Consider the following 25332-nt stretch of genomic DNA (forward strand, 5'->3'; position numbering starts at 1 on the left):
AGTTGTGTTCTTTTTTGCACAAACTAACTCGGTTCCGGCAAGGAGAGTACCAGTGAATATCCTTATTTTTGGCCCCAACGGCAGCGGCAAAGGCACTCAGGGTGACCTGATCAAGCAGAAGTACAACCTCGCCCACATCGAATCCGGGGCCATCTTCCGTGAACACATCGGCGGCGGCACCGAGCTGGGCAAAAAAGCCAAGGCTTACATCGATCGCGGCGATCTCGTGCCCGATGACATCACCATTCCCATGGTGCTGGAAACCCTGAAGACCAAGGGTCAGCAGGGCTGGCTGCTTGATGGCTTCCCCCGCAATACCGTGCAGGCCCAGAAGCTGTGGGACGCCCTCCAGAAAGAAGGCATGCAGCTTGACTACGTGGTTGAGATTCTTCTGCCCCGCGAAGTGGCCAAAAACCGCATCATGGGCCGCCGCCTCTGCAAGAATAACAACAACCACCCCAACAACATCTTTATTGACGCCATCAAGCCCAACGGCGATGTCTGCCGCGTCTGTGGCGGCGCGCTTTCCAGCCGCTCCGACGACCAGGACGAAGGCGCCATCAACAAGCGTCATGACATTTACTACAACACCACCGATGGCACCCTTGCCGCCGCGTACTTCTACAAAGACCTCGCCGGCGCTGGCAAGACCAAATACATCGAACTGAATGGCGAAGGCAGCATTGATTCCATCAAGGAAACCCTGCTCTCCAAGCTCGCCTAATTTGCAATTCTGCAGCCAGGAGCACCTGCTTCGGCGGTCTGCCGGGCAAACATCTTGCTGTAAGTGGTTATGCATAGAAAAGGCCCTGCTTTTGCAGGGCCTTTTGCTGTTTTTGCCAGGCTGACATGTGATTACCGCACATGGGGTAGACGCATCCCGCCATTGCAAATGGGGTCTCAACAATATTTTAAACTGTTAATCCATCATGTTACAAATCGGCACAAATAAACAACATTATCCAGACTATATATATTGACAACATCTGGAAACCGCACGTAAACTGTAGAAAATATCATGACTACTGATATTGGCTGCACTTTCCTTACGCATAACAGAAAAAGTACAGACAGCAGAAATTTCCCTTTCCCAGCCTTTAGTAGTGATACAGAGACTCCCCCGATACAGCTGGAGCGGCAGCAACTGATACTCAGCGGCTCTTTTGCCGCACCGTGCAGATACAAACTCCCGGGCAATGCCCAGGGGTTCTTTCGTCTCAACGGCCTACCCGGGTTCAAACACCACGGATAATGAGACATGTCAGATACCTCCAAGCCTCTCATATCATTTGCCGTTCTTGTTCTCCTGTTCCTTGCCCCCATTTTTTTTATTCATGATTACGCAAGCGATGTTACATCAAACATCTCTTCCACTACGCTTACGCGCCTTGCCGAAGTGAACACCCGCGCGGGCAACAATTTTTATCAGGCTGTTCGTAACAGCATGATGGAAATGAGCGGCATGACCAAGTATCTGGCGCAGCAGGAATATCACGTCAGCAGAGAATACGTGCTTGGACTTGCCCCCTTGTTTTACGCCCACGGCGTGCGGCGTTTCAGCATTGTCGATGCAGAAGGCAAGGGTTTTGACGGCGGAGGCGCCCAGGCAGACTACAGCAATGACCCGATCTTTTTACGCACCCGTCTGGGCCTGACCCATGTTGCCACCGCTGGCGGCACCACCAGCCCGCGTCTTCTGGTCATTGGCAATCCGCTGGTTGCCCACGGCAACGTACAGGCGGTTCTTATCAGCGAATTCCCGGCAGAAGCCATAGAAAGCAATATGGAAACGTGGGCGTTCAGCAACAACACCTACAACATGGTTTTTGACGAATCAGGCCAGCCCCTCTTCTGGTCGCCGCCCCCCGGCAAGGTCATGGATGACCTCTTTGTTTCGTTCACCACATGTGGGATTCCCTCGAGCGTTACGGACATACTGCGGCAAAAATTTGCAGACGGCGCACAGCAGTCCGTGACTTTTTTTGACAAAGCCACGGGGCTTTTCATCGCCACAACGCCTGTTGAACGTTTTGGCTGGCGCATGGTCTCCCTTGTCCCGCAGCAAGCAGGCAATGCGGCTGCTTCAAAACAATCGCTCATCACCAACGAACTTGTCTGGCGGCTGGTGATTCTGGCTGGCATAATCCTTACATTCCTGCTGTTGCTTGAGCGCAACTCCTCCCGCAAGCTGCGCCGCCAGCAAGAGGATTACCGCTCCATCATCACCAGCATGTCCGGCGGTGTGCTCAAATTTTTCAGCCCTGACGGCACATTCCTTTTTGTCAGCCCCAATTATGTAAAAATGCTCGGATTTACAGAGGCAGAATTTAAAAAAACATACGGCAACAGTTTTGCCGCCACAGTATATGAGCAAGACCGTGAAACAACGCTGCGCACCATGCGCAAGCAGATGAAAAACAGCCAGCCCATAGACGTGGAATACCGCACCCGCACCAAGAGCGGAGCCTTGATCTGGCTGTACCACAAAGGGTCTGTGGTCAACATTGAGCACGGCCGATCGTACATACAAAGCATTGTCTTTGACATTACCCGCAATAAAGAAGCGGCGCTTTCCAAGCGCATATCCGATGAACGGTACCAGTTCATTCTGGAGCAGCACGACATCAACATTTTTGAGCAAAATCTGGTCAACGGCTATTTTTCCTGTTCGGCCCAATGGTTGCACACCTTTGGCGCTGTTTTCAATATCCTGGAGAACGACCCGGCCATCCCGTTGTTTCCTGACGATCAGGAACGCCTGGTGGCTTTTCAAAAAGAAGTGCGCCTTGCGCCGCACCAACATAAATGCACTCTTGAGGCAAGGTTACGTGATGCTGATGGGGAATACCGCTGGTTTCGCATTGAGGCCTCCAACATAGCCAATACCCAGGGTTCCCCTATCTATTCTATTGGCATTATTACTGATATCGACAAGCAAAAATCTCTGGAGCTGCAATTACGCACCCAGGCCACACGCGACGGCGGCACCGGCATGCGCAACAAAATATCTACGGAGAAAGCCGTATCGCAATTTCTGGAAACGCACGAATCCCCCCTGCCGCAATTCTACGCCATGTTCATGGTTGATTTTGACAATTTCAAGGGCGTCAATGACCGATTCGGCCATGCCATGGGTGACAAGGCCCTCTTTGACATGGCCCAGATCATCCGCCGTAATTTCCGTGGCGTGGATATTGTGGGACGCATCGGCGGCGATGAGTTTCTGGTTTTCTGTACAGAAAAAATGTCGCTGCTTGGCATACGCGAGCGTGCCCACATACTTGTGGAACAGCTGCACACCCAGTGCTGCGACCAGCACTCATGCCTCACCCTGACCGCCAGCGTTGGCGTGGCGTGCAGTCCACGGGACGGCACAACCTATGCAGAACTGTTCAATAAGGCAGACAAGGCCACCTATGCGGCAAAAAAACTGGGCAGAAACAGGTGCGTTTTTTATAAAGAAATGACTGGCGATGCAGAGCAGGGCGACCCTCTGCAATAAGGCTTGTTGCCACCCCTTTGCTCCGCCTGATAAAAACTGCCGCGCCCCGTATCAAACACGGAGCGCGGCAGAACTGCGCTTTCATCCCGCAAAGAGCGGTAACACACTAGGCCCAGAGAATATTATCCGTTTCCAGTGGCGAAGCCTGCGCCGGATGCACGGGCATGATGCGCACGCCGTATCGGTAATGCCCGCTGAATGTTGGAATGTAGCTTGCGGTATAGCGCATGCATTCCTTGCAGTTTTCTTCTGCTCTTGGCTCGAGACGCAGGATTTCCGGCTTGTCGCGGAAGCTGCCGTTGATGAGCGCCTGCCCGATCACAAGCTGCACCAGTATTTCCTGCGGCTTCATTTCGCCAAGATGCATGCGCAGTTGCACACTCACCGGTTCGCCGCAGACCATGGTGTTGTTTTCCACACCGCTGATGGTCAGTTCGTCCACCTTGACCGTGCCAAAACGCGCAGGCAAATCATTCTGCCAGGCGGCAAGCGCACGGCAGGCCTCCCAGTTGTTATCGCGCAGCATGTTGCGCCGGCGCGCCGCCCGCAGATAAAACTGACGGATATAATCGTTGAGCATGCGGTTGCTGCTGTACATGGCCGTGAGGCTTTTGAGCGAACGCTTGGCCGTGGCAACCCATTCCAGGGGCAGACCTTCTGCATTGCGCTCAAAATACAGGGGGACAACCGCATTTTCCAGCAGTGAATAGAGGGCCTCGGCATCGGCGTAGTCATTCTGCTCGCTGCTGGGCAGTTCTGTGGAAACCACAGGGCCAATGGTCCAGCCGTTCTGTCGGTTGTAGCCCTCGCACCACCAGCCGTCAGAAATGCTCAGGTTGATGCCGCCGTTGACTGGCAGTTTCATACCGCTGGTGCCCGAGGCCTCGTGCGGCCTGCGCGGCGTGTTCAGCCAAACGTCGCAGCCTTGCGCCATAATGCGCGACACAGCCAGGCTGTAGTTTTCCACAAAGAAGATGCGGCCCAGAAAGCGCTCGTCCCGGCACATGCGCAGCACTTCCTGAATCATGTTGATGCCCGCCTCGTCCGCAGGATGCGCCTTGCCGGAAAATACCAGCACCACAGGGCGGTTGGTATTGCTGAGTATGCGGGCCAGCCTGTCCGGGTCTGCAAAAATCAGCGTGGCGCGCTTGTAGGGGGCGAATCTGCGGGCAAAACCAATGATGAGGGTATCTGGTTTGAGCATGGATTCCATGCGCTTGCGTTCATCCGATGACAGATGGAACTTCTGGATAAATTCCGGAATCCGGCGGCGCAGGTCGTCAAGCAGGGCTTCCTTCTGGTGCATGCGGGCCGCCCAGAAGGCCTCGTCAGGGATATGGTCCACCTTGTCCCATACGCCGGAGCCGGGAGGCGACTGCATCCAGCCAGAACCAAGATACTGGTGCAGCAGTTCATGCATCCAGCTGCCCACGTAGGACGGCACGTGAATACCGTTGGTAACGTGCCCGATGGGCGTTTCCGCCACAGGCAGGCTCTTCCAGAGGTTGTTCCACATGTGGCGCGAAACAACGCCGTGCAAACGGCTCACACCGTTGGCCCAGCACGAATGCCGCAGAGCCAGAACCGTCATTTCAAAGGAATTGCTGTTGCCGCCCTCTATCTGCCCAAGCTGCACAAACTGCTGCCAGGACAAACCAAGGTTGGCCGCAATTCCGCTGAAATACCGTTCCATCAGCTCCAGAGAAAACGATTCGTTGCCAGCAGGCACAGGGGTATGCGTGGTAAACACCGTGTTGGAGCGCACCCGCACAGTTGCCTCAGTATAGTTCATGCCCATGCTCAGGCATTCCTGAAGGCGTTCCATGGCCATAAAAGCCGAATGCCCTTCATTCATATGAAAAACGCTTGGCATTATGTGCATCGTGCGCAGCAGCCGCATACCGCCCATGCCCAGCAGCATTTCCTGCAGCAGGCGCACCTCGCGGTTTGCCTCGTAGAGCTTGTCGGTAATGCGGCGGTCTTCGTCCGTATTGCGGCGGGTGTCCGTATCCATGAGGTACAGGTTTATGCGGCCCACAGCCAGCTTCCACACCCTTGCAAACAACAGACGTCCCGGCAGTTCAAGCTGCACATAGATTGGCTGGTTGTCCGCATCGTACACCATCGAAATCGGCATGAGGCCGAAGTTGTTGACGGGATACTGGGCCACCTGTCGCCCATCTGCGTCTATATCCTGCCGGAAGTAGCCGTTTTTGTATAAAAGGCCAACGCCCACCAGAGGAATGGCCATGTCCGAAGCAGACTTGAGATGATCGCCAGAGAGGACGCCCAGCCCGCCGGAATAAATGGGGATGGATTCGCTCAGGCCGTATTCTGTAGAAAAATAGGCAATGGGGGCTTCTGGCGTCACATCCGTGCTGAGTGAGCGGATGGGTTCGGCCATGTAGGCGTCAAACTTGGCGACGACCTCACGGTAAAGATTCATGTAGTCTTCGTTTTCCAGCAGATCGCGGAAGCGCTCCGGGTCGGCCTGCTCAAGCATCTTGAGCGGATTACGCCAGCTTTCCCAATGGGAGGGGCTCAGGGCCATGAACAGTGCCTTGGCCTTGTCGTGCCAGCACCACCACACATTGTGGGCAATGTCGCGCAGGCGGGAAAGCTCTTCCGGCACCTCGGCAACGGCCATGATGGGCCGCAAAAATGGCGTGGCGGAACACGATGTGGAAAGCACCCGCGCAAGCGCCGCATGCCCGCAGTCACAGTTAATCCGGGTGGAGGCCTTTTTGAAAGCTATCTCAAAAGCCCTGACGTAGTTTTCAAAAAAGAACTGCCACGATGATTTTTCTGCCAGCGCGCGCGCTTCCGCGCGCCATTGGGGCAAATCATCCACTGCGCAAGTGGCGGCGCGGATCAGATGCTCGTGCAGCACTGTGGCGCTTTGCTCAAAGTTCATGCCCCGGCGTGGCATGACGCACACGCCCTTGAACGCTGCGGCCCCTTCCTGCAACTGCGTGCGCGCCCACATGCCAAAACCGGAAAGATCCGTGGTAAGGGTGGGCACGGCCCAGGCCGCGCTTTCCTGCGGCGTATACCCCCATGGCTCGTACCAGGAGGGGAAACATCCCACATCGCAGGCCGACATGACTTCATCGTAGGGCATATTCAAAAAGCCGTCTTCTCCATTGAGCATGGCTGGCACAAAGATGACCTTGACCCTGTTTTCCGGCCTGTTGTTCAGGCCCAACCGATGGCAGGCATTGAGTATGGGATCTTGTGGCGCATTCCAGGCAAAATGGGTGCAGATAAAGGGCAGACCGTTGTCGTTGGCCTCGGGGTCGCCAGAAACCGCAGCGGTATTAACGCCCGTATGCCCGCCCATGACAAGGCACAGGGCCAGAATGGAAGCGTCCGTGCCAGCCAGGCTCTGCTCAAGTTTTGCCAGGGCATCAAGAAAGATGTCCACGCCCTTGTTGTGCATTTCATAGCGGCCAGAAATGGCGAAAATGCGTGTGTTGGCGGGCAGTTCGCAACGCAGAAAGCGGTTGGCGGCCTCCACTATGCGCGCCCGGTGTTCCTCCGGGCGGGAGCGTTCTACGGAATAATCGGGGATAACCCGCATATCCAGACCATTGGTGGTGATGACATCGGGCTGCCGCCCCAGCAGCACCGTGGATTCCTCGCCGGTGATGGGGCTGACGGTGGTAAAAACGTCCGCTTCGCGGGCGCTGGCCCCCTCAAGCGACCACTTGGCCGTGATGTTCAGGGCTGCGGCCTCGTTGGCGGGGTTGATGCTGCGCAGGTTGGAATAGATATCCCGCCCGGTTCCGGCCATGGCGCGCCCGAGCATGGTGGCGTGGGTAGTGAACACCGTGCCTATGCCGGGAGACAGTTTTTTGAGCGAAAGCAGGCCAGCGCCGCACATCCATTCGTGGAACAGGGCAACGCTGCGTCCTTCAAGGGGTTCGACCCGGCTTTCATGAATGGCCGCAATAACCGCACTGCAAGCCGTGGCGAACATGACGGGTTCAATATAGTCCCACCCGCCGGAAAGCGAATCCACACCGTAATTTTTCCACAGATCATACAAAAGCTGGTTGCTGGAATAACGCTTGGCAAAATCCACCAGAATGGCCTTGGGGCGACCGGGAATATTCCAGCGGCCCATGCGGCATTTGAGATCCTTTGTGGCAAATGCCAGGCGAAGCGAATCCCATATATTCTCGTCCGTTTCTTCAAAACCCACATTTTCAGCCAGGGACGGGCCAAGGAGAAAATAGTCCTCGCCAAACTGCTCTACAGCCTGCAATGCCTTGCTGCTGACCACAGAGTAAATGCCCCCCACCTTGTTGCAGACTTCCCAACTGACCTCAAACAACGTGACGGTGCTGTTATCGAAATTCATGTTTTCTCCTTATGGAAAGGCCGATTGGCTTAAACGGACGCACCAGTGCCGGAACGGACATTGCTCTTGCGTGCTCTGCGGGGCTTGAGTTCCTTGCCTGCCAGTTCTGCGGCTTCAAGTCGCAGCTCAAAATCTGCCAGCACATTCATATAGGTAATATAGGCGTCATAGGGGCTATCAAAGGGGCTGGGCCTGTCCTGCCTTGGGCCGGAAAACCACTTGGTGGACATGTGCCGGAAATGGTCGGCGGTTTGCAGGCGCTCGTAGTCGTGCAGCAGCATCTTGTCGCCGCTGGCGCTCACCCTGGCGGCCAGGCTGTAAAGCGTATGGATGGCGTCTTTCTGCATGTCGTTGCCAAGCCACGATGTCAGGTCGTGGCCGCTTTCTTCCCACGACACGAACTGGGGCACGTCCACTTCTCCGGCTGGAGCGCGCTTTCCGGCAATGGAGCCGGGCGTGGCAAACCTGAAGCGACTGTCGCGCAGCAGGGCCTCGGGCAGGGCCGACATAAAATCGAAGATGCCCGAATCCTGCCCATGCCGCAGACCGAATATATGAAAATCATTGTAAATATTGATCACATCCGCTTTTTCGCCCAAGCTGTGGCACCACGAGGCGAACTTGTCGGCAGTGAGCGGCCAGTCGTTCCACCCCCTGTCGCCAAAGCGCAGCCCCATGTCGTCGGAAAGGGACGTATTGCGAAGCAAAAGATTCATCTTGGGGGCGGAAACCGGGCGGTACACCCAATTGGGGCTGCGCCAGCCAAGCACCTGATCCGCACCCTCGGCCAGGGCGGTTTTAAAACCATGCTGCTGCAAGGCGGCGGCAAGGTCATTGTTGAACACGCATTCAGTATGCATGAAGGTGGTGGGCTTTTTGCCAAACAGTTTTTTGATGCGCGCGCTTTGCGCCTTGACCTGCCTGTCAAATTCCTCGCGTGAATACAGAAAGGCCAGCGAATGCGCCGAAGTTTCAGCGACAAATTCCACGCAGCCCGTAGCCGCAAGGGCGCACAGGCTTTCTGTCACTTCAGGGGCGTACTGCTCAAAAAGATCCAGGGCGGTGCCCGAAACGCACAACGACACCGCAAACGCCCCTTCATGGCGGCGCACAAGCCTGAGCAGCATTTCTGCGGCTGGCAAATAACACAGGCGCGCCGCGCGCAGCATGGTTTCGCAGTTGCGGTCATCGTCTTCGTAAACGGAGCTCTGCCCCATATCGAAAACCGTGTAGCGGCGGAACTGGTACGGTTCATGTATATTGAAACACAGACATAGCGCAGGCATCAGTGACCTCCAAGGACATCCCGGTAAATGGTCAGCAATTGGTCAGCGGCATTTTCCCATCTGATGGATTTCATTTCTTCGCGACAGTTTTTCACCAGCTCGGCGGCAAGGCAGGGATAACGCAGCACGGCGCAGATTTTGTCGGCCATGTCGCGCGTATCCCAAAAATCGGCCTTGAGGGCGTGCTCCAGCACTTCTGAAACGCCCGACTGGCGCGAAAGCAGCACCGGCACATCGTAAAGCATGGCCTCCAGCGGCGTTATGCCGAAAGGCTCGGAAACTGAAGGCATGACGTAAAGATCGCTGAGGGCGAACATGCGGTCCACATCCTCGCCGCGCAAAAATCCGGCAAAATGGAAGCGCCGCCCCATGCGCAACTGCCCTGCCCTGCGGATCAACGCTGGCAGCATGTCGCCGCTGCCAGCCATGAAAAAGCGGACATTGGGGATTTTTTGCAGCACAAGGCGGGCCGCTTCCATAAAGTATTCCGGCCCTTTCTGGAATGTCACCCGGCCGAGGAACAACACGCGCTTTTCATGCCGTATGCGTTGCGGCACAAGATAGCAGCGCCCGGCCTCATGCCGCGCAACGGCATTGTGCACCACCACCACCTTTTCGGGCGCTACACCGTAGCGGTCAATGACGGTTTTGCGGGTCAGGCGGCTTACGGCCACCACCACATCGGCTGCGTTCAGCCCGGCGCGCTCTATGCCCGCCACCTGTTCGTTGATGTTCAGGCCACTGCGGTCGTATTCCGTAGCGTGGATGTGCGCCACCAACGGTTTGCCAGTCAGCGCCCTGGCCATCATGCCCGCAGGATAGGTCATCCAGTCGTGCACGTGGATGACGTCAAACTGCTCCTGCACGGCAATGGCCCCGGCAAGACGGCTGTAACGCTGCACCTCGGCCATGAGGTCAGGCCCGTAACCGCCGTGCAGTTCAAACGTGATTTCGCCTTTGCAGGCGGCATGGCCCGCATGCGGTGCAAAGGCGCGCGTACTGGCCGCATTGCCTGGCTCATGCCGCAGATTTTCCAGCGCTTCGGCATAGCCCTTCGGCGTGAGGTAGGGAACAAGCGGACTTTCCACCGGCAGGCAGCGGATGCTGCTGGCCCAGAGTTCATGCCCGGCCTGCGTCATACTTTCCGCAATATGGGCCGCAACCGGAGTTCCGGAGGCCCCCCGCAGACGCAAAAAGCTGTTCTGCCCGCTGCCGCCTTCCACTCGTGGCAGTACAAAAATAATCTCCGCCCCTTTTTTTGCCAGAGCCTGCGTCATGCCAAAGCATGCCGTTCCCAGGCCACCGCTGATGTGGGGCGGAAATTCCCAGCCAAACATAAGCACTCGCATGGCGAAACCCTTATTCTTCACTGCCGGGCGCGGACACGCCCAGAGTCATGGTTGCCCTGCATACGCCGGTTTTGTCGCCGGATGCGGGATGGGCCAGACAATGCGCCACCCTTTGCTCCCATTGGGCGTAAACATCCGGCGCGGCCTTTTGCAGTTTTTTGAGCATGCGCAGGCACTCGGCCACGCTCCAGGCCTGGGCGGTGCAGCCGCCGGGATTATAAGGCGGGGAGCCGTCAAAAACTTCTGAAATGCTGCCAAGTCCGGCTTCGCAGAGATGCTGGCAAAACAGGGGCGTAACCATATCAAGCAACCCCTGAACAGCACCGTCCAGATCCCAGGCAGTGTGCAGCAGCGCATCTGTGTAATGGCCCAGCAGCCACGGCCAGGCCGTGCCCTGATGGTAGGCGGCATCGCGGCTCTCGCCATTGCCTTCGTACCTGCCTTTGTATGCGGCTGCGTCAGGGGCAAGGGTGCGCAGGCCAAAAGGCGTGAGCAGCCTGTTGCGCACGCATTCCACAACTTGCGGTTGAAAATCGTCCGCAAGCACGGCATGCGGCAGGGACACGGCAAATATCTGATTGGGACGCACGCTCCGGTCGAGCTGTCCGTCGCGCCACACGTCACCCAGATAGCCGCCCTCCTCGGTTGCCCAGAAGCGGAGCAAAAATGCATCGCGCATGACGGCTCGCTGCCGCTCGCCCGTGAGCAGCGGCTCCTGAAATGCGGCGGCAAGGCTGTCGGCAAAGGCAAGAGTGTTGTACCAGAGGGCGTTGATTTCCACGGGGCAACCGTGCCGGGGCGTGACCGGGCAGCCGTTCACCTGGGCATCCATCCAGGTGAGCTGGGTGTGGGCGTCGCCCGCATGCAGCAGGCCCTCGGCATCCACAAAGATGCCCATGCCCGGCCCCTTGCGGTAGCCCTTGATGATGGCTTTCAGGGCATCCCAGGCATGTTGCCGCGCCCAGGCCAGACCATCGGGAACAATGGCAATCGCCTGTTGCAGGGCAAAGGCATACCACAAGGATGCGTCTACTGTGTTGTAGGCATGCTCGCCCGACTCCGAAAACATGTTGGGCACAAGGCCATTGCGGATATGCCGCCCCACCTCGGCCAGAACGCGCAGACCAAATTCTTCGCGTCCGGCGTAAAAGGCCAGCCCCGGCAGACTGATGAGCGTGTCGCGCCCCCAATCGTCAAACCAGGGATACCCGGCAATCACGGTGGATCGACCAGAAGGCGTCGTTATGCAGAACTGGCCGCCAGCTTGCGCCAGTTGCCCGGCAAGGCCGCCGCCTGCAAGATGGGCATCTGTGTGGGCGCGGCTTTCCGTCTCCCACAGGGCGCGCAGGTTTTCTCCGCAGGCCTCCGTGCCAGCCGCCACATACACGTAACCGCCCTGAGGCAACGACGGCAGAGCTATTTCAAGCGTGCCGGGCATGAAGAGGTCTTCGCTGTCGTCAAAGCCACGCTCGCGCTCTTCAAAATATTCCACATTGCGGCACCAGTCCGGCTCGGCCACAAAACTGGCGGAGGCATGCTGCCTGCATTTTTCGCTGGTCGTCGCGCCCTCGGCATTCACAGCCATCGAGCAAGCCTTGCCTGAATCTCCGGCGGCCTGAATATACAGGGGCGGCAAGCTCTCATACGGACGGATGGAAAAACCACCGGGCACGGCAATGGTATCAGCCCGCAGGGCCGGGTTAGCCCGCGTGAGCGCGTGGATATTGCGGTAGGCAAGCAAGGGCTTGAGGCGCAGAGTAAGCGGGGGGATGTCCTCCGGCCCGCGCAGTTCATAGCGCACCAACAGCAGGCTTTTATCCCGCGCAAGCAGCATCTCGCGGCTCAGGCTGACTTCGCCCACCCGATAGGTACTCTGCGGCCACTGATCGAGCTGAAAGGCTTCAAGATACTCGTGCCCGTTGGGATAGAGCGTGCCGGGATGCTGACGGGTGGAAAAAAAGAATTCCCTGTCGCCGCCGCACACCGATTCCTCAAGGGCAGAGAGCAGCACATGCCGACCATGCGGCGTGTTGACGATAAGCAGGCCGTGATATTTGCGCGTGTTGCAGCACAAAATGCTGCTGCCGGAGCAGTCGCCCCTTTCGTTGGCGAGCAGCCACTCCCGGTGCAGCGCCCTGCGTGTGTTCTGGCAAGCTGCCTTGTCAAAGCTGAACCGCATACGGCCTCCTTGGCGCCCATTATGGAGCGCGACGGCGAATGCTGCGGAAAGACGAAGGGCGCAATCGCCGCCTGACCGCCAGACAGTGCTGGGCGGCCCAAGTTGCGGCAATGCTTGCAGGAAGGTACGGCGGAAAGGGCGCAGAGAGAAACTGAAACAGCCGAACCTCTGACCGCGAAAACCGCAACAGAAAAACATTTAAGAAAATAAAGGTCTTCTCTGTTTTTACAGTTTTACCTTATCCCATTATTTTTTGGCTGTCGAGCGCGTGTCACTTTTGTTTTCAGGTTTATCGTCTTAACGATGAGCAAAATGCGACATATTTGTTAGTTTGCTAATAATACATGAAGAATTTGACCAATCTGAAATAATCGTGTGAGCATCGTGTTACAATCGTCCAATTTATCGTGACGACCTGAGAATGTTCACACTGCTTTGCTGTATAAACCAGCCGCAAGTACTCATAGCTGATTACAACTGCCGCGCAAGGCCGCATGGTTATAACGCAGCCTTATTGCCCTTGCCGGGTTGCGTCTGTTTGCGCCAATGCGCGGCCCGGCAATACTGGGGGCTTTTTCTTTCTTCATTTTTAGGGTAAGCTTGTTCGTTGCTCACAATATTTGCATACCTGACGGGGGTAGTTCATGAAAGCACTTGGTCGTTGGCTTGGGGCTCTGGCCCTTACCCTGCTTGTGCCTGTTGCGGCGCTGGCTGGTGACATCAAGGTTGGCCTTATGTGCCCGCTTACGGGCAAATGGGCTTCCGAAGGCCTGGATATGAAAAACATCGTTACCCTGCTGGTTGACGATGTGAATGCCAAGGGCGGCATCAAGGGCCGCAAGGTTCAGCTGGTTGTCGAGGACGACGCGGGCGACCCGCGCACCGCCGCTCTGGCCGCGCAGAAGCTTGCTTCCGCCGGTGTTGTGGCCGTTATCGGCACCTACGGCTCCGCCGTGACCGAGGCCAGTCAGAGCATTCTGGACGAGGCTGAACTGGTGCAGATCGGCACTGGCTCCACCAGCGTGCGCCTTACGGAAAAAGGCTTGAAGCTCTTTTTCCGCACCTGCCCGCGTGACGACGCGCAGGGCAAATCTGCCGCCGAAGCCATCAAGAAGGGCGGCTACAAGGCAGTGGCCCTACTGCACGACAATTCTTCGTATGCCAAGGGCCTGGCGGAAGAAACCAAGGCAGTGCTTGAAAAAGACGGTATGAAAGTGGTGTTTTACGATGCTCTTACCCCCGGAGAGCGCGACTACACCGCCATTCTGACCAAGCTTAAGGCTGCCAATCCCGACCTTGTGTTCTTTACCGGTTACTACCCTGAAACCGGCATGCTGTTGCGGCAGAAAAGAGAAATGGGCTGGAACGTTCCCATGATGGGCGGCGATGCCGCAAACCATCAGGATCTGGTCAAGATCGCCGGTAACGAAGCCGCCACGGGCTATTTCTTCATCAGCCCGCCGCTGCCGCAGGATATGGACACGCCTGAAGCCAAGGAATTCCTCAAGGCCTTCAAGGCCAAGTACAATACCGTGCCTGTTTCCGTGTGGGCCGTGCTGGCTGGCGATGCTTTCAAGGTTATCGAAGGCGCGCTTGAAGCCGGCAAGGACACTCCCAAGGAAATGGCCGCATGGCTCAAGGAACTCAAGGGCATGCCCGGTCTTTCCGGCAACCTTGGTTTTGACGCCAAGGGCGACCGCGTGGGCGAGTTCTACCGCACCTACAAGGTTGACGCCACGGGCAACTTCGTTTTGCAGCCCAAGTAATGCGGCGCGGTCATTAGCCGCGCCCATGTTGCACAGATACACGCCCGGGGCATAAATACCCCGGCGAAAAGCGCAATCCCCTCGAGGACGCGTTCATTACGGCGGGCGACCGGTATCCCGGTCGCCCGCCAAATGCCGAGTACCAACGCCGAACATTATGGAACAATTTCTCCAACAGCTTTTGAACGGCCTGGCCGTGGGCGGCATCTACGCGCTTGTGGCGCTGGGCTACACCATGGTGTACGGCGTGCTCAAGCTCATCAACTTTGCCCACGGCGACCTGTTTACCATTGGCGCCTATCTGGGGCTTACCCTGCTTGTCAGCTGCAATATGGCAGGCGCGCTCAATCCGTTTTTGGCGGTAGCCGCCGTTTTTGTCATGGTGGCCCTGCTGGTGGCGATTATTGGCTTTTTGCTTGAGCGCACGGCATACCGCCCCCTGCGCAACGCCAATCGCCTCTCCGCCGTGGTTTCCGCCCTTGGCGCTTCCATATTTTTCCAGAACGCGGTCATGCTGATCTACGGCGCGCGCTTCTACGTGTACCCCGACTATCTGCGCCCCGACTTTACGGTGAGGATGCTCGGCCTTGAAGTGCCCGGCGTGCGGCTGCTGGTCATTGCCGCCAGCGTTGTGCTGATGCTCGGCCTCTGGGCCTTTATCCAGCGCACCCGCACAGGCGCGGCCATTCGCGCCGTGGCCATCGACCCCGGCGCTGCACAGCTTATGGGCATCAACGTTGACCGCATCATCTCGCTGGTCTTTCTTATCGGCCCCGGCCTTGGCGGCGCGGCGGGCCTGATGGTGGGCATCTATTACGGGCAGATCGACTTTACCATGGGCTGGTCGTACGGCCTCAAGGCCTTTACCGCCGCAATCCTGGGTGGCATCGGCAACATCCCCGGCGCCATGCTGGGCGGGCTTTTGCTCGGCGTTATCGAAGCCCTTGCCGCAGGCTACATAGCCATTGCCTGGAAGGACGCCATCGCCTTTCTGGTGCTCATTCTTATTCTGATTATCCGACCCACCGGCATTCTGGGCGAGCGCACGGCGGACAAACTATGAAAAAACTTCCGTGCAACTTCGCCGTGTATGCGGCTGCGGGCCTCTTTTTGTGCGCGTTGCCGCTCTTTTGCAATGCCTACTGGCTTGACGTGTGCGTGAGCATTGGCCTCTACGCCCTGCTGGCCCTTTCGCTCAACGTTATTCTGGGGCAGGCGGGCATATTCCACATGGGGCACGCCGCCTTTTTTGCCGTGGGCGCCTACACCACCGCCATTCTCAACACGGTCTGCCATTGGCCTGTACTATGGGTCATGCCGCTCTCCGGCGCGGCAGCGGCCATATTCGCCCTCATTGTGGCCCGCCCCATCATCCACCTGCGCGGCGACTATCTGCTGATCGTCACCATCGGCATTGTGGAAATTGTGCGCATTGCGCTTATCAACGATGTTTTCGGCCTCACGGGCGGCGCCAACGGCATTTTCGGCATCAGTCGGCCCATGTTTTTTGGCTTCAAGATCGTCAAGAGCATGCAGTTCTATTTTCTGGTCTGGGGCATGGTGGGCGCGAGCCTGCTGCTGTTCTACGGCCTGTGGCATTCCCGCTTTGGCCGCGCGCTGAACTTCATCAAGGAAGACGACGTGGCCGCAGAAGGCTGCGGGGTCAACGTCACCCATTACAAGCTGGCGGCCTTTGTGCTGGGCGCGTTCTGGGCGGGCATGGCTGGTACGCTCTATGCCGCAAAAATGACGACCATTGCGCCGGAATCGTTTAACTTCATGGAATCCGTGATCATCTTTGCGGTGGTCATTCTTTCCGGCGGCAGCCAGCTTGGCGTGCTTATCAGCGCGTTTCTTTTCATCGGCCTGCCCGAAGTGCTGCGCGAATTTTCCAATGCGCGCATGCTCATTTTCGGCCTTGCCATGATGGTTATGATGGTCTGGCGGCCTCAGGGATTATTGCCCCCGAGGCAGCGACGCTACAAGGTGGATGTGCCGCCTGCAGCTGCCAGCGACGGGAGGCCCGCATGACCCTGCTGCGCCTTGAAGAAATGAGCAAGATGTTCGGCGGCCTGATTGCCCTGAATGATCTTACCTTTGACGTGGACGCTGGCAGCATTGTAGGCCTTATCGGCCCCAACGGCGCCGGCAAGACTACCGTGTTCAACTGCATAACCGGCAACTATACGCCGGAATCGGGCCGTATCTTTTTTGACGGCAAATCCATTGCCGGGCTGCGCCCGCACAAGGTGGTGGAACTGGGCATCGCCCGCACGTTCCAGACCATCCGCCTCTTCGGTCGCCTTTCTGTGCTGGAGAACGTGCTTGCCGGGCGGCACTGCCGCATGAAATCCGGCCTGATATCGTGCATGCTGCACACTCCGGGCCAGCGTAAGGAAGAAAGAGCCGCCGTTGCCCGCTGTATGGAAGAGCTGGAATTTGTGGGTCTTGCCGATCGCTACACCGAGGCCGCTGGCGGCCTTTCGTACGGCAACCAGCGTTTGCTTGAGGTAGCCCGCGCCCTGGCCTCCGACCCCCGCCTCGTGATTCTGGACGAGCCCGCAGGCGGCATGAACGATCAGGAGACAGCCGCTCTGGTGCATACCATCCGGGCCATCCGCGACAGGGGTATCACCGTGCTGCTCATTGAGCACGACATGCGCCTGGTGATGAAAATTTGCGAAAAACTGGTGGTGCTGGAACACGGCACCATGATTGCCCAGGGCAAGCCCGAAGACGTGCGGCAGGATCCCGCCGTCATTGAGGCCTATCTGGGCGCAGACGACGAAAAGTGGTAAGCCATGTCCCTGTTGCAATTGTCTAATGTGCGCGTGCGCTACGGCAGTGTTGAAGTACTGCACGGCATCGACCTGAGGGTGGACGAAGGCGAAATCGTCACCATTCTTGGGGCCAACGGTGCGGGCAAAAGCACCACCTTGCTGTCCATCAGCGGGCTGGTGCGCCCCTTTGAAGGCGAAATCCTTTTTGAAGGACAAAACCTGCTGCGCCTGCCGAGCCACAGGGTCGTGGGGCTTGGCATTGCCCAGTCGCCCGAAGGGCGGCGTGTTTTCGGCATCATGAGCGTTCTGGAAAATCTGCGCCTAGGGGCATTCTGCATTGAAGACAAGGCTCGCCGCGAGCGCACGCTGGAATGGATTTTTGATCTTTTTCCGCGTTTGCACGAGCGCAAGGATCAGCTCGCGGGTACGCTCTCCGGCGGCGAGCAGCAAATGCTCGCCATAGGCCGCGCCCTCATGGCCGAGCCGCGCCTCCTGCTGTTGGATGAACCATCGCTGGGCCTTGCCCCGCTGCTGGTGCGCTCCATCTTTGAAACCGTGCGGGCCATCAACAAGAAAGGCGTGACGGTGCTGCTGGTGGAACAGAACGCCCGTGCAGCGCTCAAGCTTGCCACGCGCGGCTATGTGCTTGAAGTGGGGAGCGTTGTTATGGAAGACCGGGCCGAAAACCTCCTTGCCAATGCCAGCGTACGCGAGGCTTATCTGGGCGGTTAGATCAGACGGAGCGGTTGCTTTTTTACAACAGCCCGCAGAAGAACGAGATTCACGCGCCGCAGCCCGGCTGAAAAATTTTTCACTTCTTTTACTTGACAGAAAATTGCTTTCAACTATATTTTTCCATTCCAACGCGGCGGCCATTCCGCCGTTATTTTAGCAATACGGCGCTGCTGCGCATGGAGGTTTTGCTATGACCCCTCTGGAAAAAGCCACCAAAACCGCTGAAGGCGTGGTGGTCAACGGTTTTGTTCTTTCCCCGGTGGTTGAACAGTGTTCTGGCTGTGACCGCGTGCGCGAATTTGAAGGCGAAGAGTTCTGCTCCAGCTACCCTGTCCCTGCCAAAAAGTGGACTGCTGGCCGTTGCAACTTTGCCACGCACGTGAAGGCCTCTGTTGCCGCTGCCGCCAAGGTCAACCCTTTGAAGGCGTCCAAGCGCGCCGCCAAGGGTGGCCGCTAGGCCAACCAGGCTTACATCGGTTCCGACATGCCGCTGGCGGTCAGTTTGCGATCCTATCGCTACAGGCCGGTTCAACAACGGTCATGCCGGGGCTGAAGACTTTTTCAAGGGGCTGCGCGAGCAGCCTCTTGCGCGTTGTAACGCCATACGGGAAAACCCATGTTCAAGACACTCGACACATTGTTGCGCGGGCTGGCCGGGCGGGAAGACCGCGTTGCGGAGCTTCAGGCCGTTCTTACGGCATGCCAGGCTCTTGGCCCGGACAACGGCGGCCAGGGCGAAATGGAAAAGGTGCGCTGCATCACCAACTGGCTCAAAGCCTGCGGCGTAACCGCCCTTTCACGCGTTGACGCGCCGGACCCGCGCGTTACCGATGGTCAGCGTCCCAACCTTGTGGCCCGCATCCCCGGCAAAAGCAGCCGCACCCTCTGGCTTTTCGGGCATACGGACGTGGTGCCTCCGGGCGACCTCGCAGCCTGGAGCAGCAATCCCTGGCAGGTGCGCCGCGAAGGTGATTTTCTGTACGGACGCGGCGTGGAAGATAACCAGCAGGCCATAGTCAGTATGCTGCTGCTGGCGGAAGAAGTGCTCTCTCAGGGCATTACCCCCGAGCTTTCACTTGGTCTTGTTTTCATGGCAGACGAAGAAACCGGCAGCCTTTACGGCCTGGAGCACCTGCTCAACACAGCCCCGCATTTTTTTAATCCCGACGATCTCTACATCGTGCCGGACGCCGGTTCGTCCAAAGGCGATGTCATTGAAATCGCAGAAAAAAGCCAGCTCTGGCTCAAGGTGCAGACCACGGGCATCCAGTGCCACGGCTCCACGCCGCAAAAGGGCCGCAACGCTTTTCTGGCGGGGGCGGACATGGCCCTCTCGTGCCATAATGCTCTGCGCTCCGCCTTTGCCGATGCCAACCCCCTGTTTGACCCGCCCTATTCCACCTTTGTGCCGGGCAAGCATGAGGCCAATGTGCCGAACATCAACACCGTTCCCGGCAATGATGTTTTTTACATTGACTGCCGCCTCCTGCCCCATGTGGATATGGACAACGTGCTTGCAAAGATGCGCGAAGTGGCCGCCGAAGTGGCGGAAAAGCACACGGTGCAGATACAAGTGAGCGTGGTGCAGCGGCAGGACGCCACGGCCATACCGCAAACCGGCACCGTTGTTACTGCGCTCAAGGCCGCCATCGCCCGCATTTACGGCGTTCAGGCACAGGCCGTGGGCATAGGCGGGGCAACCGTTGCTGCTTTTTTGCGGCAAAAGGGCCTGCCCGCCGCCGTGTGGGGCTGTCTTGAAAACACCTGCCACCAACCGGACGAACGCTCCTCCATCACCGCTACCATCAAGGATTCGCAGGTGTTTGCCCACATCCTCATGAACGCAGCCCATGTCTGATTCCATATTTGACTGCATTGTCGCTGGCGGCGGCCACGCTGGCAGCGAAGCCGCCGTGGCCCTCGCCCGCATGGGGCATAGAGTGCTGCTTATCAGCGGCAACCTCGACCGGCTGGGCTACCTCTCGTGCAACCCCGCCATTGGTGGTCTGGCCAAGGGCCACATGGTGCGCGAAATTGACGCCCTTGGCGGCATGATGGGCCTGTGGGCTGATGCTGCGGGCATACAGTTTCGCGTGCTGAACATGAGCAAGGGGCCTGCGGTGCGGGCCACACGCGCCCAGATCGACCGCGAGGCCTACCAGCGCGTGCTCAAAAAAACGCTCTACAACACGCCCGGCCTGCGCATCTGGCAGGATTCCGTGGTGGACGTGACCACCAATGACGGTTGCGTCACTGGCGTGCGCACAGCCCAGGGGCTGACCTTTGCAGCGCGCCATGTGCTGCTGACAACGGGCACCTTTCTGGACGGGCGCATCCACATGGGCCTTACCAATCTGCCCGGCGGCAGATTGGGCGATGCTCCGGCGCTGGGCCTCTCAGACAGCCTGCGCAGCCTCGGCCTCACCCTTGGCCGCCTGAAAACCGGAACCACGCCCCGCATTCTCAAATCATCCATCGACTATTCGCAGCTCGAGGAACAGCCGGGCGACACGCCGCCTCCGGGCTTCAGCTTTCACGGCCCCGGCCCAGCTCTGGAACAGGTGTCGTGCCATGTGACGTGGACAAACGAACGCGCGCACGAAATCATCCGCAGCGGCTTTGACCGCTCGCCCATGTTCACGGGCGTCATCAAGGGCACCGGGGCGCGCTACTGCCCTTCCATTGAAGACAAGGTGGCCCGTTTTCCGCACCGGGAGCGGCACCAGATTTTTCTGGAGCCTGAGGGACTCAACAGCTCAGAGGTGTACGCCAACGGCATTCCCACCAGCCTGCCCCTCGATGTGCAGCTCGATATGGTTCACGCCCTCAAAGGGCTGGAAAACGCAGTAGTGCTGCGCCCCGGTTACGCCATTGAATATGACTACGCCAACCCCATCCAGTTGCGCCCCACCCTTGAAACCAAGGCCGTGCCGGGATTGTGGCTTGCGGGGCAGATCAACGGCACGTCCGGCTACGAGGAAGCCGCAGCGCAGGGCCTGTGGGCCGCGCTGAACATCTCGTGCGCCATGCGTGGTCTTGCCCCTTTTACGCCGGGGCGTGATCAGGCCTATATGGCTGTGCTTGTTGATGATTTGGTTACGCTCGGCACTCAGGAACCCTACCGCATGTTCACCTCGCGCGCGGAGCACAGGCTGCTGCTGCGCGAAGACAATGCCGATACGCGGCTGACCCGGATTGGCCGTGAACTTGGGCTTGTGAGCGACGAACAGTGGCGCGCGTTTTGCATAAAACAGGAGGCCGCCGAACGTTTCAGGGAATATCTGGGCAAAAAGCGCATACCCGGGCACAAATTGCCCGAGGATGCACCCGAGGCGCAGTTGCCTGTGGGCAAGACTCTGGCAGAAGCCCTGAAACGCCCGGATGTTGACCTGGACTCGCTTGAAGCCATGCTGACCGCGACCCAACACGAAGCGCTGGCCGAGACCGGGGCTGATCTGGCTGCGGCCAGAGCTGCCGCCGGAACCGGCGCCTGTGAGAGCGTGCAGACAGAAATCAAGTATGAGGGCTATCTGGCACGTCAGCGTGAACTTATCGCCCGCTCGGCCAAGCTTGAGGCAACGGCCTTGCCCCCGCAACTCGATTATGCCAAAGTAGCTGGGTTATCCCATGAAGTGGTAGAAAAACTGGACAGGGTGCGCCCTTGCAGCCTCGGGCAGGCCGGACGGATATCCGGCGTAACCCCTGCGGCGGTTGCATGCCTGGAGGTTCACCTCCACAAACTTGGATTGCTGCGCCCTGAAAAATACCCCAATGGCGCTGCTGCATCCCCGCAGTGAGGGATGACGCCACACAACTGTTGACATCGGTGAATCTATGACGGGCACCCAACTTCTTATTGTTGTCGGCATTCTGCTTGCGGCGCTTTGCGCCACGCTCGTCTCGGTCAAAGGCCGGTTGCAGAGCATGCGCCACGCGGCAAAGCGTGCGGAAATCATCCGCCGCATGCTTGAGACTGCGCAGGAACAGAACGAAATATTCGACCTTAACGTTGAGGAACTCCACAACAGCAAGGGCATGGCTGGCACCCTCGCCAGGATACTTTCCACCCAGCTTGAGATGGAAGTTCTTTCCTACGTATCACGTGAGCTTGAAGGCACCCCGGTGGAAGTATTCTTTCGCGCCACCCTGCCCGAAGGTCCTTCCTTTTTTAAATTCCAGACCCAGATTGTCCAAGTGAAGGGCGCGTACGACAAATCGCGCCTTCTCCTTGCCATGCCAAAGGATATAGACGCCGGGCAAAAGCGCCATTTCATCCGCGTAAAACCACCCAAGGATCTGGTGCGCGTTATCGGCGTGTGGGAGATGGATCCCGCCAAGCCCATGCCCCGCAACACGGCTGAAATCGGCAGACCCCTGCTGCATTACAAATCCGGCATGGAAAACGAGCTTGTGCAGGTGGCCGACATTTCCGCCACAGGCATGGCCCTGCGCTTTCCCACCGAATCGCTGGAAGACAAGCCAGTTGACCTCGACAAAGGTTCCCAGTTACTTTGTCTCATCATCTATCAGATGAGCAAGGAAGACCGCGTGGTCACATTCTGGTGCACCTGTGACGTGCTCAATATCCGCATGCAGAAAGAACCCACCCCGGCTCTGGTTCTGGGGACAGAATTCAGCAACTGGGCGGTTCTGGAACAGGGCAAGGCCGATATCAACTGGTTCCACAGCACCCCCAAAAGCGGTGTTTCGCCCATTACCCAGTGGGTGATGCAAATGGATATCCAGCAGCGCAAGCTGACTGGCTAAGGCATATTGACAGTAAAAACGTGAAAATACGTTAGCAGGAAAATTCTGCCGTGGCGGTTGCACCGCAGGCAAACGCGCGCGGCGCGTAGTGAGTACGCCAACCTAGGAGGTTATTTTGGACGGCGGCACGGAAGGTCACAGTACCATCTGGTCGCGCCTGAGCAGACTGTTCGGGCACGACGATCAGGAATCTCTCGAAAAAGCCATTCTGGAAGCACGAGCCGACGGCGAGGTGGAACCCTACGAGGAATCCATGCTCCTTGGCATCCTGCGCTTCAACGATCTTCAGGTGCAGGACACCATGATCCCCCGCACCGATATAGACTGCGTTCCCGATGACATGCCGCTTCAGGAAGTGGCGCGCATCATTGTGCGCTCTGGTCATTCGCGCATTCCCGTATACAAGGACACCCGCGACAATATCGTGGGCATTCTCCACGCCAAGGATGTTCTCAGCAGCCTGCTGGATCAGGGGGATCACGCCCCCGCTGTTTCGCGGGTCATGCGCGAGCCTTTCTTTGTGCCCGAGACCAAGTCCATCCGCACCCTGCTGCAGGAATTTCGCGCACGCAAACAGCACATTGCCATTGCGCTTGACGAATACGGCGGCACATCCGGCCTTATTACCATCGAGGATGTGCTGGAAGAAATCGTGGGTGATATTGAAGACGAACACGATGCCCCGCGTCAGGAAGACATCCGCCCCCTCGGTGAAAACGTTTACGAACTCACAGGCCGCGCCCTGCTGGAAGACATTGAAGACTTGGGCGTTGATCTGGATTCTGACGAGGTGGACACCATCGGCGGCTACCTGAGCATGGAGGCGGGGCACGTCCCCGGCCCCGGCGAGCGCTTTACCCTGCGCGGCTGGGCCTTTACCGTACTTGAAGCTGACAGGAAGCTTATTATCCGCCTGCGCATGGAACCTGCTGACCACGCCGCGCCCGCTCCGGCCACGGAAGAGGAAGAAGCGGCAAAAGCATGAAGCTGTTCCGTCCTGAAGCGCCAGGGGCCACGCAGCGCGGCTGGGTCTTGTGCCTTGCTGCCGCACTAGGTCTGTGGCTGGGTTTTCCCAACGATCTTATCAACTTTCCTCCACTGGTGTTCCTGTGGCCTGTGGCGCTGGCATTGCTTGGCCGGGAGGCCGCAAGCCGCGCCATTGCCTTGCGCATGGGCTGGATTGGCACCATTGCGGGCGGCATGGCAGCGCTCTACTGGCTCACCCTGCCCGTACACAACGTGGGCGGCCTGCCCTGGCTGCTGGCCGTTCCCTGCGCGCTGTTCATCGTGACCTGCATTGGCAGTGCCGGCGGCCTGTTTGCCCTCGCGGCTCATATGTTCCGCCACAGGCCCGCCTGGGTGCAGGCCGTACTGCTTGGCCTCTTGTGGTATCTGCTTGAAGCAATCTATGCCCTTGCCCTGGGATTCCCCTGGCTGGACATGGCCGGGGCTTTGTCCCCCTGGCCCATACTGGTGCAGGCTGCGGACATGGTGGGCGGTTACGCCCTTACTGGAGTGTGGAGCATGGCGGCCCTGCTGTGCGGCCTTGCCTTTGCCTGCGGGCCCCGGCGCTTCTGCCCCGACCGCGCAAGCCTGATCCCCGGCCTTGTGCTCACGATTGCCCTGCTGTGCTACGGTGGCTGGCGGCTTTACGCCAACCCGATGGTCACAGAGCCTACCGGGCCGGACAGCGTGGATGTGCTCTATGTGGAAGGCAACGTTGACCAGAACCAGAAGTGGGTTCCCGCTTTTCAGCGGCAGACTGTGGATCTGTATCTGGGCCTGACGTATCAGGGCCTTGCGCAAAAACCCGATGCCCGCCCCCTCATTGTGTGGCCGGAAACAGCCATGCCTTTCTTTTTTGAGGTTAATGCCCTGCATGCCCCGCGCATTCGCGAGCTGGCGGCCCGCAGCGGTAGCCCTCTGCTGTTTGGTGCGCCGGGCCTCGAGCGCCACCCAGGCAAAAAAGATCCCGATGTTTTCAACCGGGCCTTTTTACTGAACCCCAAGGGCGATACTGTCGGATATTACGACAAGGAACATCTGGTTCCCTTTGGCGAATATCTGCCGGAATGGCTCAACTGGGGATTTCTGGAAGCATTGCTGCAAGGGGTTGGCGTGTACCAGACTGGCACCGCTGTCGCCCCGCTGCGGCAGGACAATCTTGCTCTGGGAATGCTCATCTGCTATGAGGGAATATTCCCGTGGCTTGCCCAGAACCGCGTGGCGGATGGGGCAAATATTCTTGTAGATATCAGCAATGACGGCTGGTTTGGCAACACTCCGGCGGCACGGCAGCATCTCTACCTCACTGCCTTGCGGGCCGTGGAGCAGAACCGCTGGATATTGCGCGGCACCAACACGGGTATTTCTGTTGTGGTGGACCCGCGCGCCCGGCTGACCATGCACGGAGGCCAGTTCAAGGCTCAGGCCGTCTGGGGCAAGGCGGCGCTTGTGACTGCGCCAAGCCTGTTCCACAGTATTTCGCCCTGGCTTATGCCCGGGGCAGCCCTGGCATTTCTGGCCCTGCTGCTGCTCGGCCCCGGCGGCAGGTTTGCAAAAGATCGCGACAAAGCCGCCAGCTGTTCCTGATTTTTTGGTCTTG

Annotated in this window: 17 protein-coding genes; 13 read left to right on the plus strand and 4 right to left on the minus strand. The window is 58.3% G+C overall.

What is annotated here, in order from left to right; genetic code table 11:
* The first annotated feature begins 52 nt into the window (after positions 1–52).
* Positions 53–724: an adenylate kinase gene (locus JMF94_RS14210; protein ID WP_240825905.1), complete on the plus strand. Its 672-nt coding sequence runs from the start codon at positions 53–55 to the stop codon at positions 722–724.
* Positions 725–1258: 534 nt separating this feature from the next.
* The gene (locus JMF94_RS14215; RefSeq protein WP_240825906.1) at positions 1259–3502 is read left to right on the plus strand and encodes a diguanylate cyclase; all 2244 of its coding nucleotides are present in this window, start codon (positions 1259–1261) and stop codon (positions 3500–3502) included.
* A 106-nt stretch (positions 3503–3608) separates the two neighbouring features.
* Here JMF94_RS14215 and glgP read toward each other — a convergent pair whose 3' ends face one another.
* Genes glgP through JMF94_RS14235 form a run of 4 tightly spaced genes read right to left on the minus strand, consistent with a single transcriptional unit; the run spans position 3609 to position 12679 of the window.
* A complete protein-coding gene (gene glgP, locus JMF94_RS14220) occupies positions 3609–7865 on the minus strand; it encodes an alpha-glucan family phosphorylase (RefSeq protein ID WP_240825907.1) in 4257 nt (1418 codons plus the stop codon).
* Between the two features lie 29 nt (positions 7866–7894).
* On the minus strand, positions 7895–9151 hold the full coding sequence (locus tag JMF94_RS14225) for a glycoside hydrolase family 57 protein (protein WP_240825908.1): 1257 nt from the start codon (positions 9149–9151) through the stop codon (positions 7895–7897).
* Positions 9151–10500, minus strand: a complete 1350-nt coding sequence (locus JMF94_RS14230; RefSeq protein WP_240825909.1) for a glycosyltransferase family 4 protein — start codon at positions 10498–10500, stop codon at positions 9151–9153. Before JMF94_RS14230 ends, JMF94_RS14225 begins: the two co-directional genes overlap by 1 nt.
* A gap of 10 nt (positions 10501–10510) precedes the next feature.
* Entirely contained in the window at positions 10511–12679 is a 2169-nt protein-coding gene (locus tag JMF94_RS14235; RefSeq protein WP_240825910.1) for an amylo-alpha-1,6-glucosidase, read from the minus strand.
* Positions 12680–13323: 644 nt separating this feature from the next.
* On the opposite strand from JMF94_RS14235, the gene JMF94_RS14240 reads away from it, so the two are divergent.
* From JMF94_RS14240 to lnt, 11 genes are all read left to right on the plus strand, one after another.
* A complete protein-coding gene (locus tag JMF94_RS14240) occupies positions 13324–14445 on the plus strand; it encodes a branched-chain amino acid ABC transporter substrate-binding protein (protein WP_192113273.1) in 1122 nt (373 codons plus the stop codon).
* 157 nt (positions 14446–14602) lie between these two features.
* The gene (locus tag JMF94_RS14245; RefSeq protein WP_022659474.1) at positions 14603–15508 is read left to right on the plus strand and encodes a branched-chain amino acid ABC transporter permease; all 906 of its coding nucleotides are present in this window, start codon (positions 14603–14605) and stop codon (positions 15506–15508) included.
* The gene (locus JMF94_RS14250; protein WP_240825911.1) at positions 15505–16476 is read left to right on the plus strand and encodes a branched-chain amino acid ABC transporter permease; all 972 of its coding nucleotides are present in this window, start codon (positions 15505–15507) and stop codon (positions 16474–16476) included. Before JMF94_RS14245 ends, JMF94_RS14250 begins: the two co-directional genes overlap by 4 nt.
* Complete coding sequence (locus tag JMF94_RS14255; protein ID WP_240825913.1) at positions 16473–17243, plus strand: ABC transporter ATP-binding protein; 771 nt, start codon at positions 16473–16475, stop codon at positions 17241–17243. Before JMF94_RS14250 ends, JMF94_RS14255 begins: the two co-directional genes overlap by 4 nt.
* A gap of 3 nt (positions 17244–17246) precedes the next feature.
* Positions 17247–17957: an ABC transporter ATP-binding protein gene (locus JMF94_RS14260; protein ID WP_240825915.1), complete on the plus strand. Its 711-nt coding sequence runs from the start codon at positions 17247–17249 to the stop codon at positions 17955–17957.
* Positions 17958–18150: 193 nt separating this feature from the next.
* Positions 18151–18417 carry a PxxKW family cysteine-rich protein gene (locus JMF94_RS14265; RefSeq protein ID WP_022659470.1) on the plus strand — a complete coding sequence of 89 codons (267 nt, stop codon included), beginning with the start codon at positions 18151–18153 and terminating at the stop codon, positions 18415–18417.
* 159 nt (positions 18418–18576) lie between these two features.
* Complete coding sequence (locus tag JMF94_RS14270; RefSeq protein ID WP_240825916.1) at positions 18577–19818, plus strand: M20 family metallo-hydrolase; 1242 nt, start codon at positions 18577–18579, stop codon at positions 19816–19818.
* The gene (gene mnmG / locus JMF94_RS14275) at positions 19811–21757 is read left to right on the plus strand and encodes a tRNA uridine-5-carboxymethylaminomethyl(34) synthesis enzyme MnmG (RefSeq protein ID WP_240825918.1); all 1947 of its coding nucleotides are present in this window, start codon (positions 19811–19813) and stop codon (positions 21755–21757) included. Before JMF94_RS14270 ends, mnmG begins: the two co-directional genes overlap by 8 nt.
* A 37-nt stretch (positions 21758–21794) precedes the next feature.
* Entirely contained in the window at positions 21795–22727 is a 933-nt protein-coding gene (locus JMF94_RS14280; RefSeq protein WP_240825919.1) for a hypothetical protein, read from the plus strand.
* A gap of 115 nt (positions 22728–22842) precedes the next feature.
* Entirely contained in the window at positions 22843–23712 is an 870-nt protein-coding gene (locus tag JMF94_RS14285; RefSeq protein ID WP_022659466.1) for a hemolysin family protein, read from the plus strand.
* On the plus strand, positions 23709–25319 hold the full coding sequence (gene lnt / locus JMF94_RS14290; RefSeq protein ID WP_240825921.1) for an apolipoprotein N-acyltransferase: 1611 nt from the start codon (positions 23709–23711) through the stop codon (positions 25317–25319). Before JMF94_RS14285 ends, lnt begins: the two co-directional genes overlap by 4 nt.
* Positions 25320–25332 lie beyond the last annotated feature (13 nt).

Source organism: Desulfovibrio sp. UIB00, assembly GCF_022508225.1.
GTDB lineage: Bacteria > Desulfobacterota > Desulfovibrionia > Desulfovibrionales > Desulfovibrionaceae > Desulfovibrio.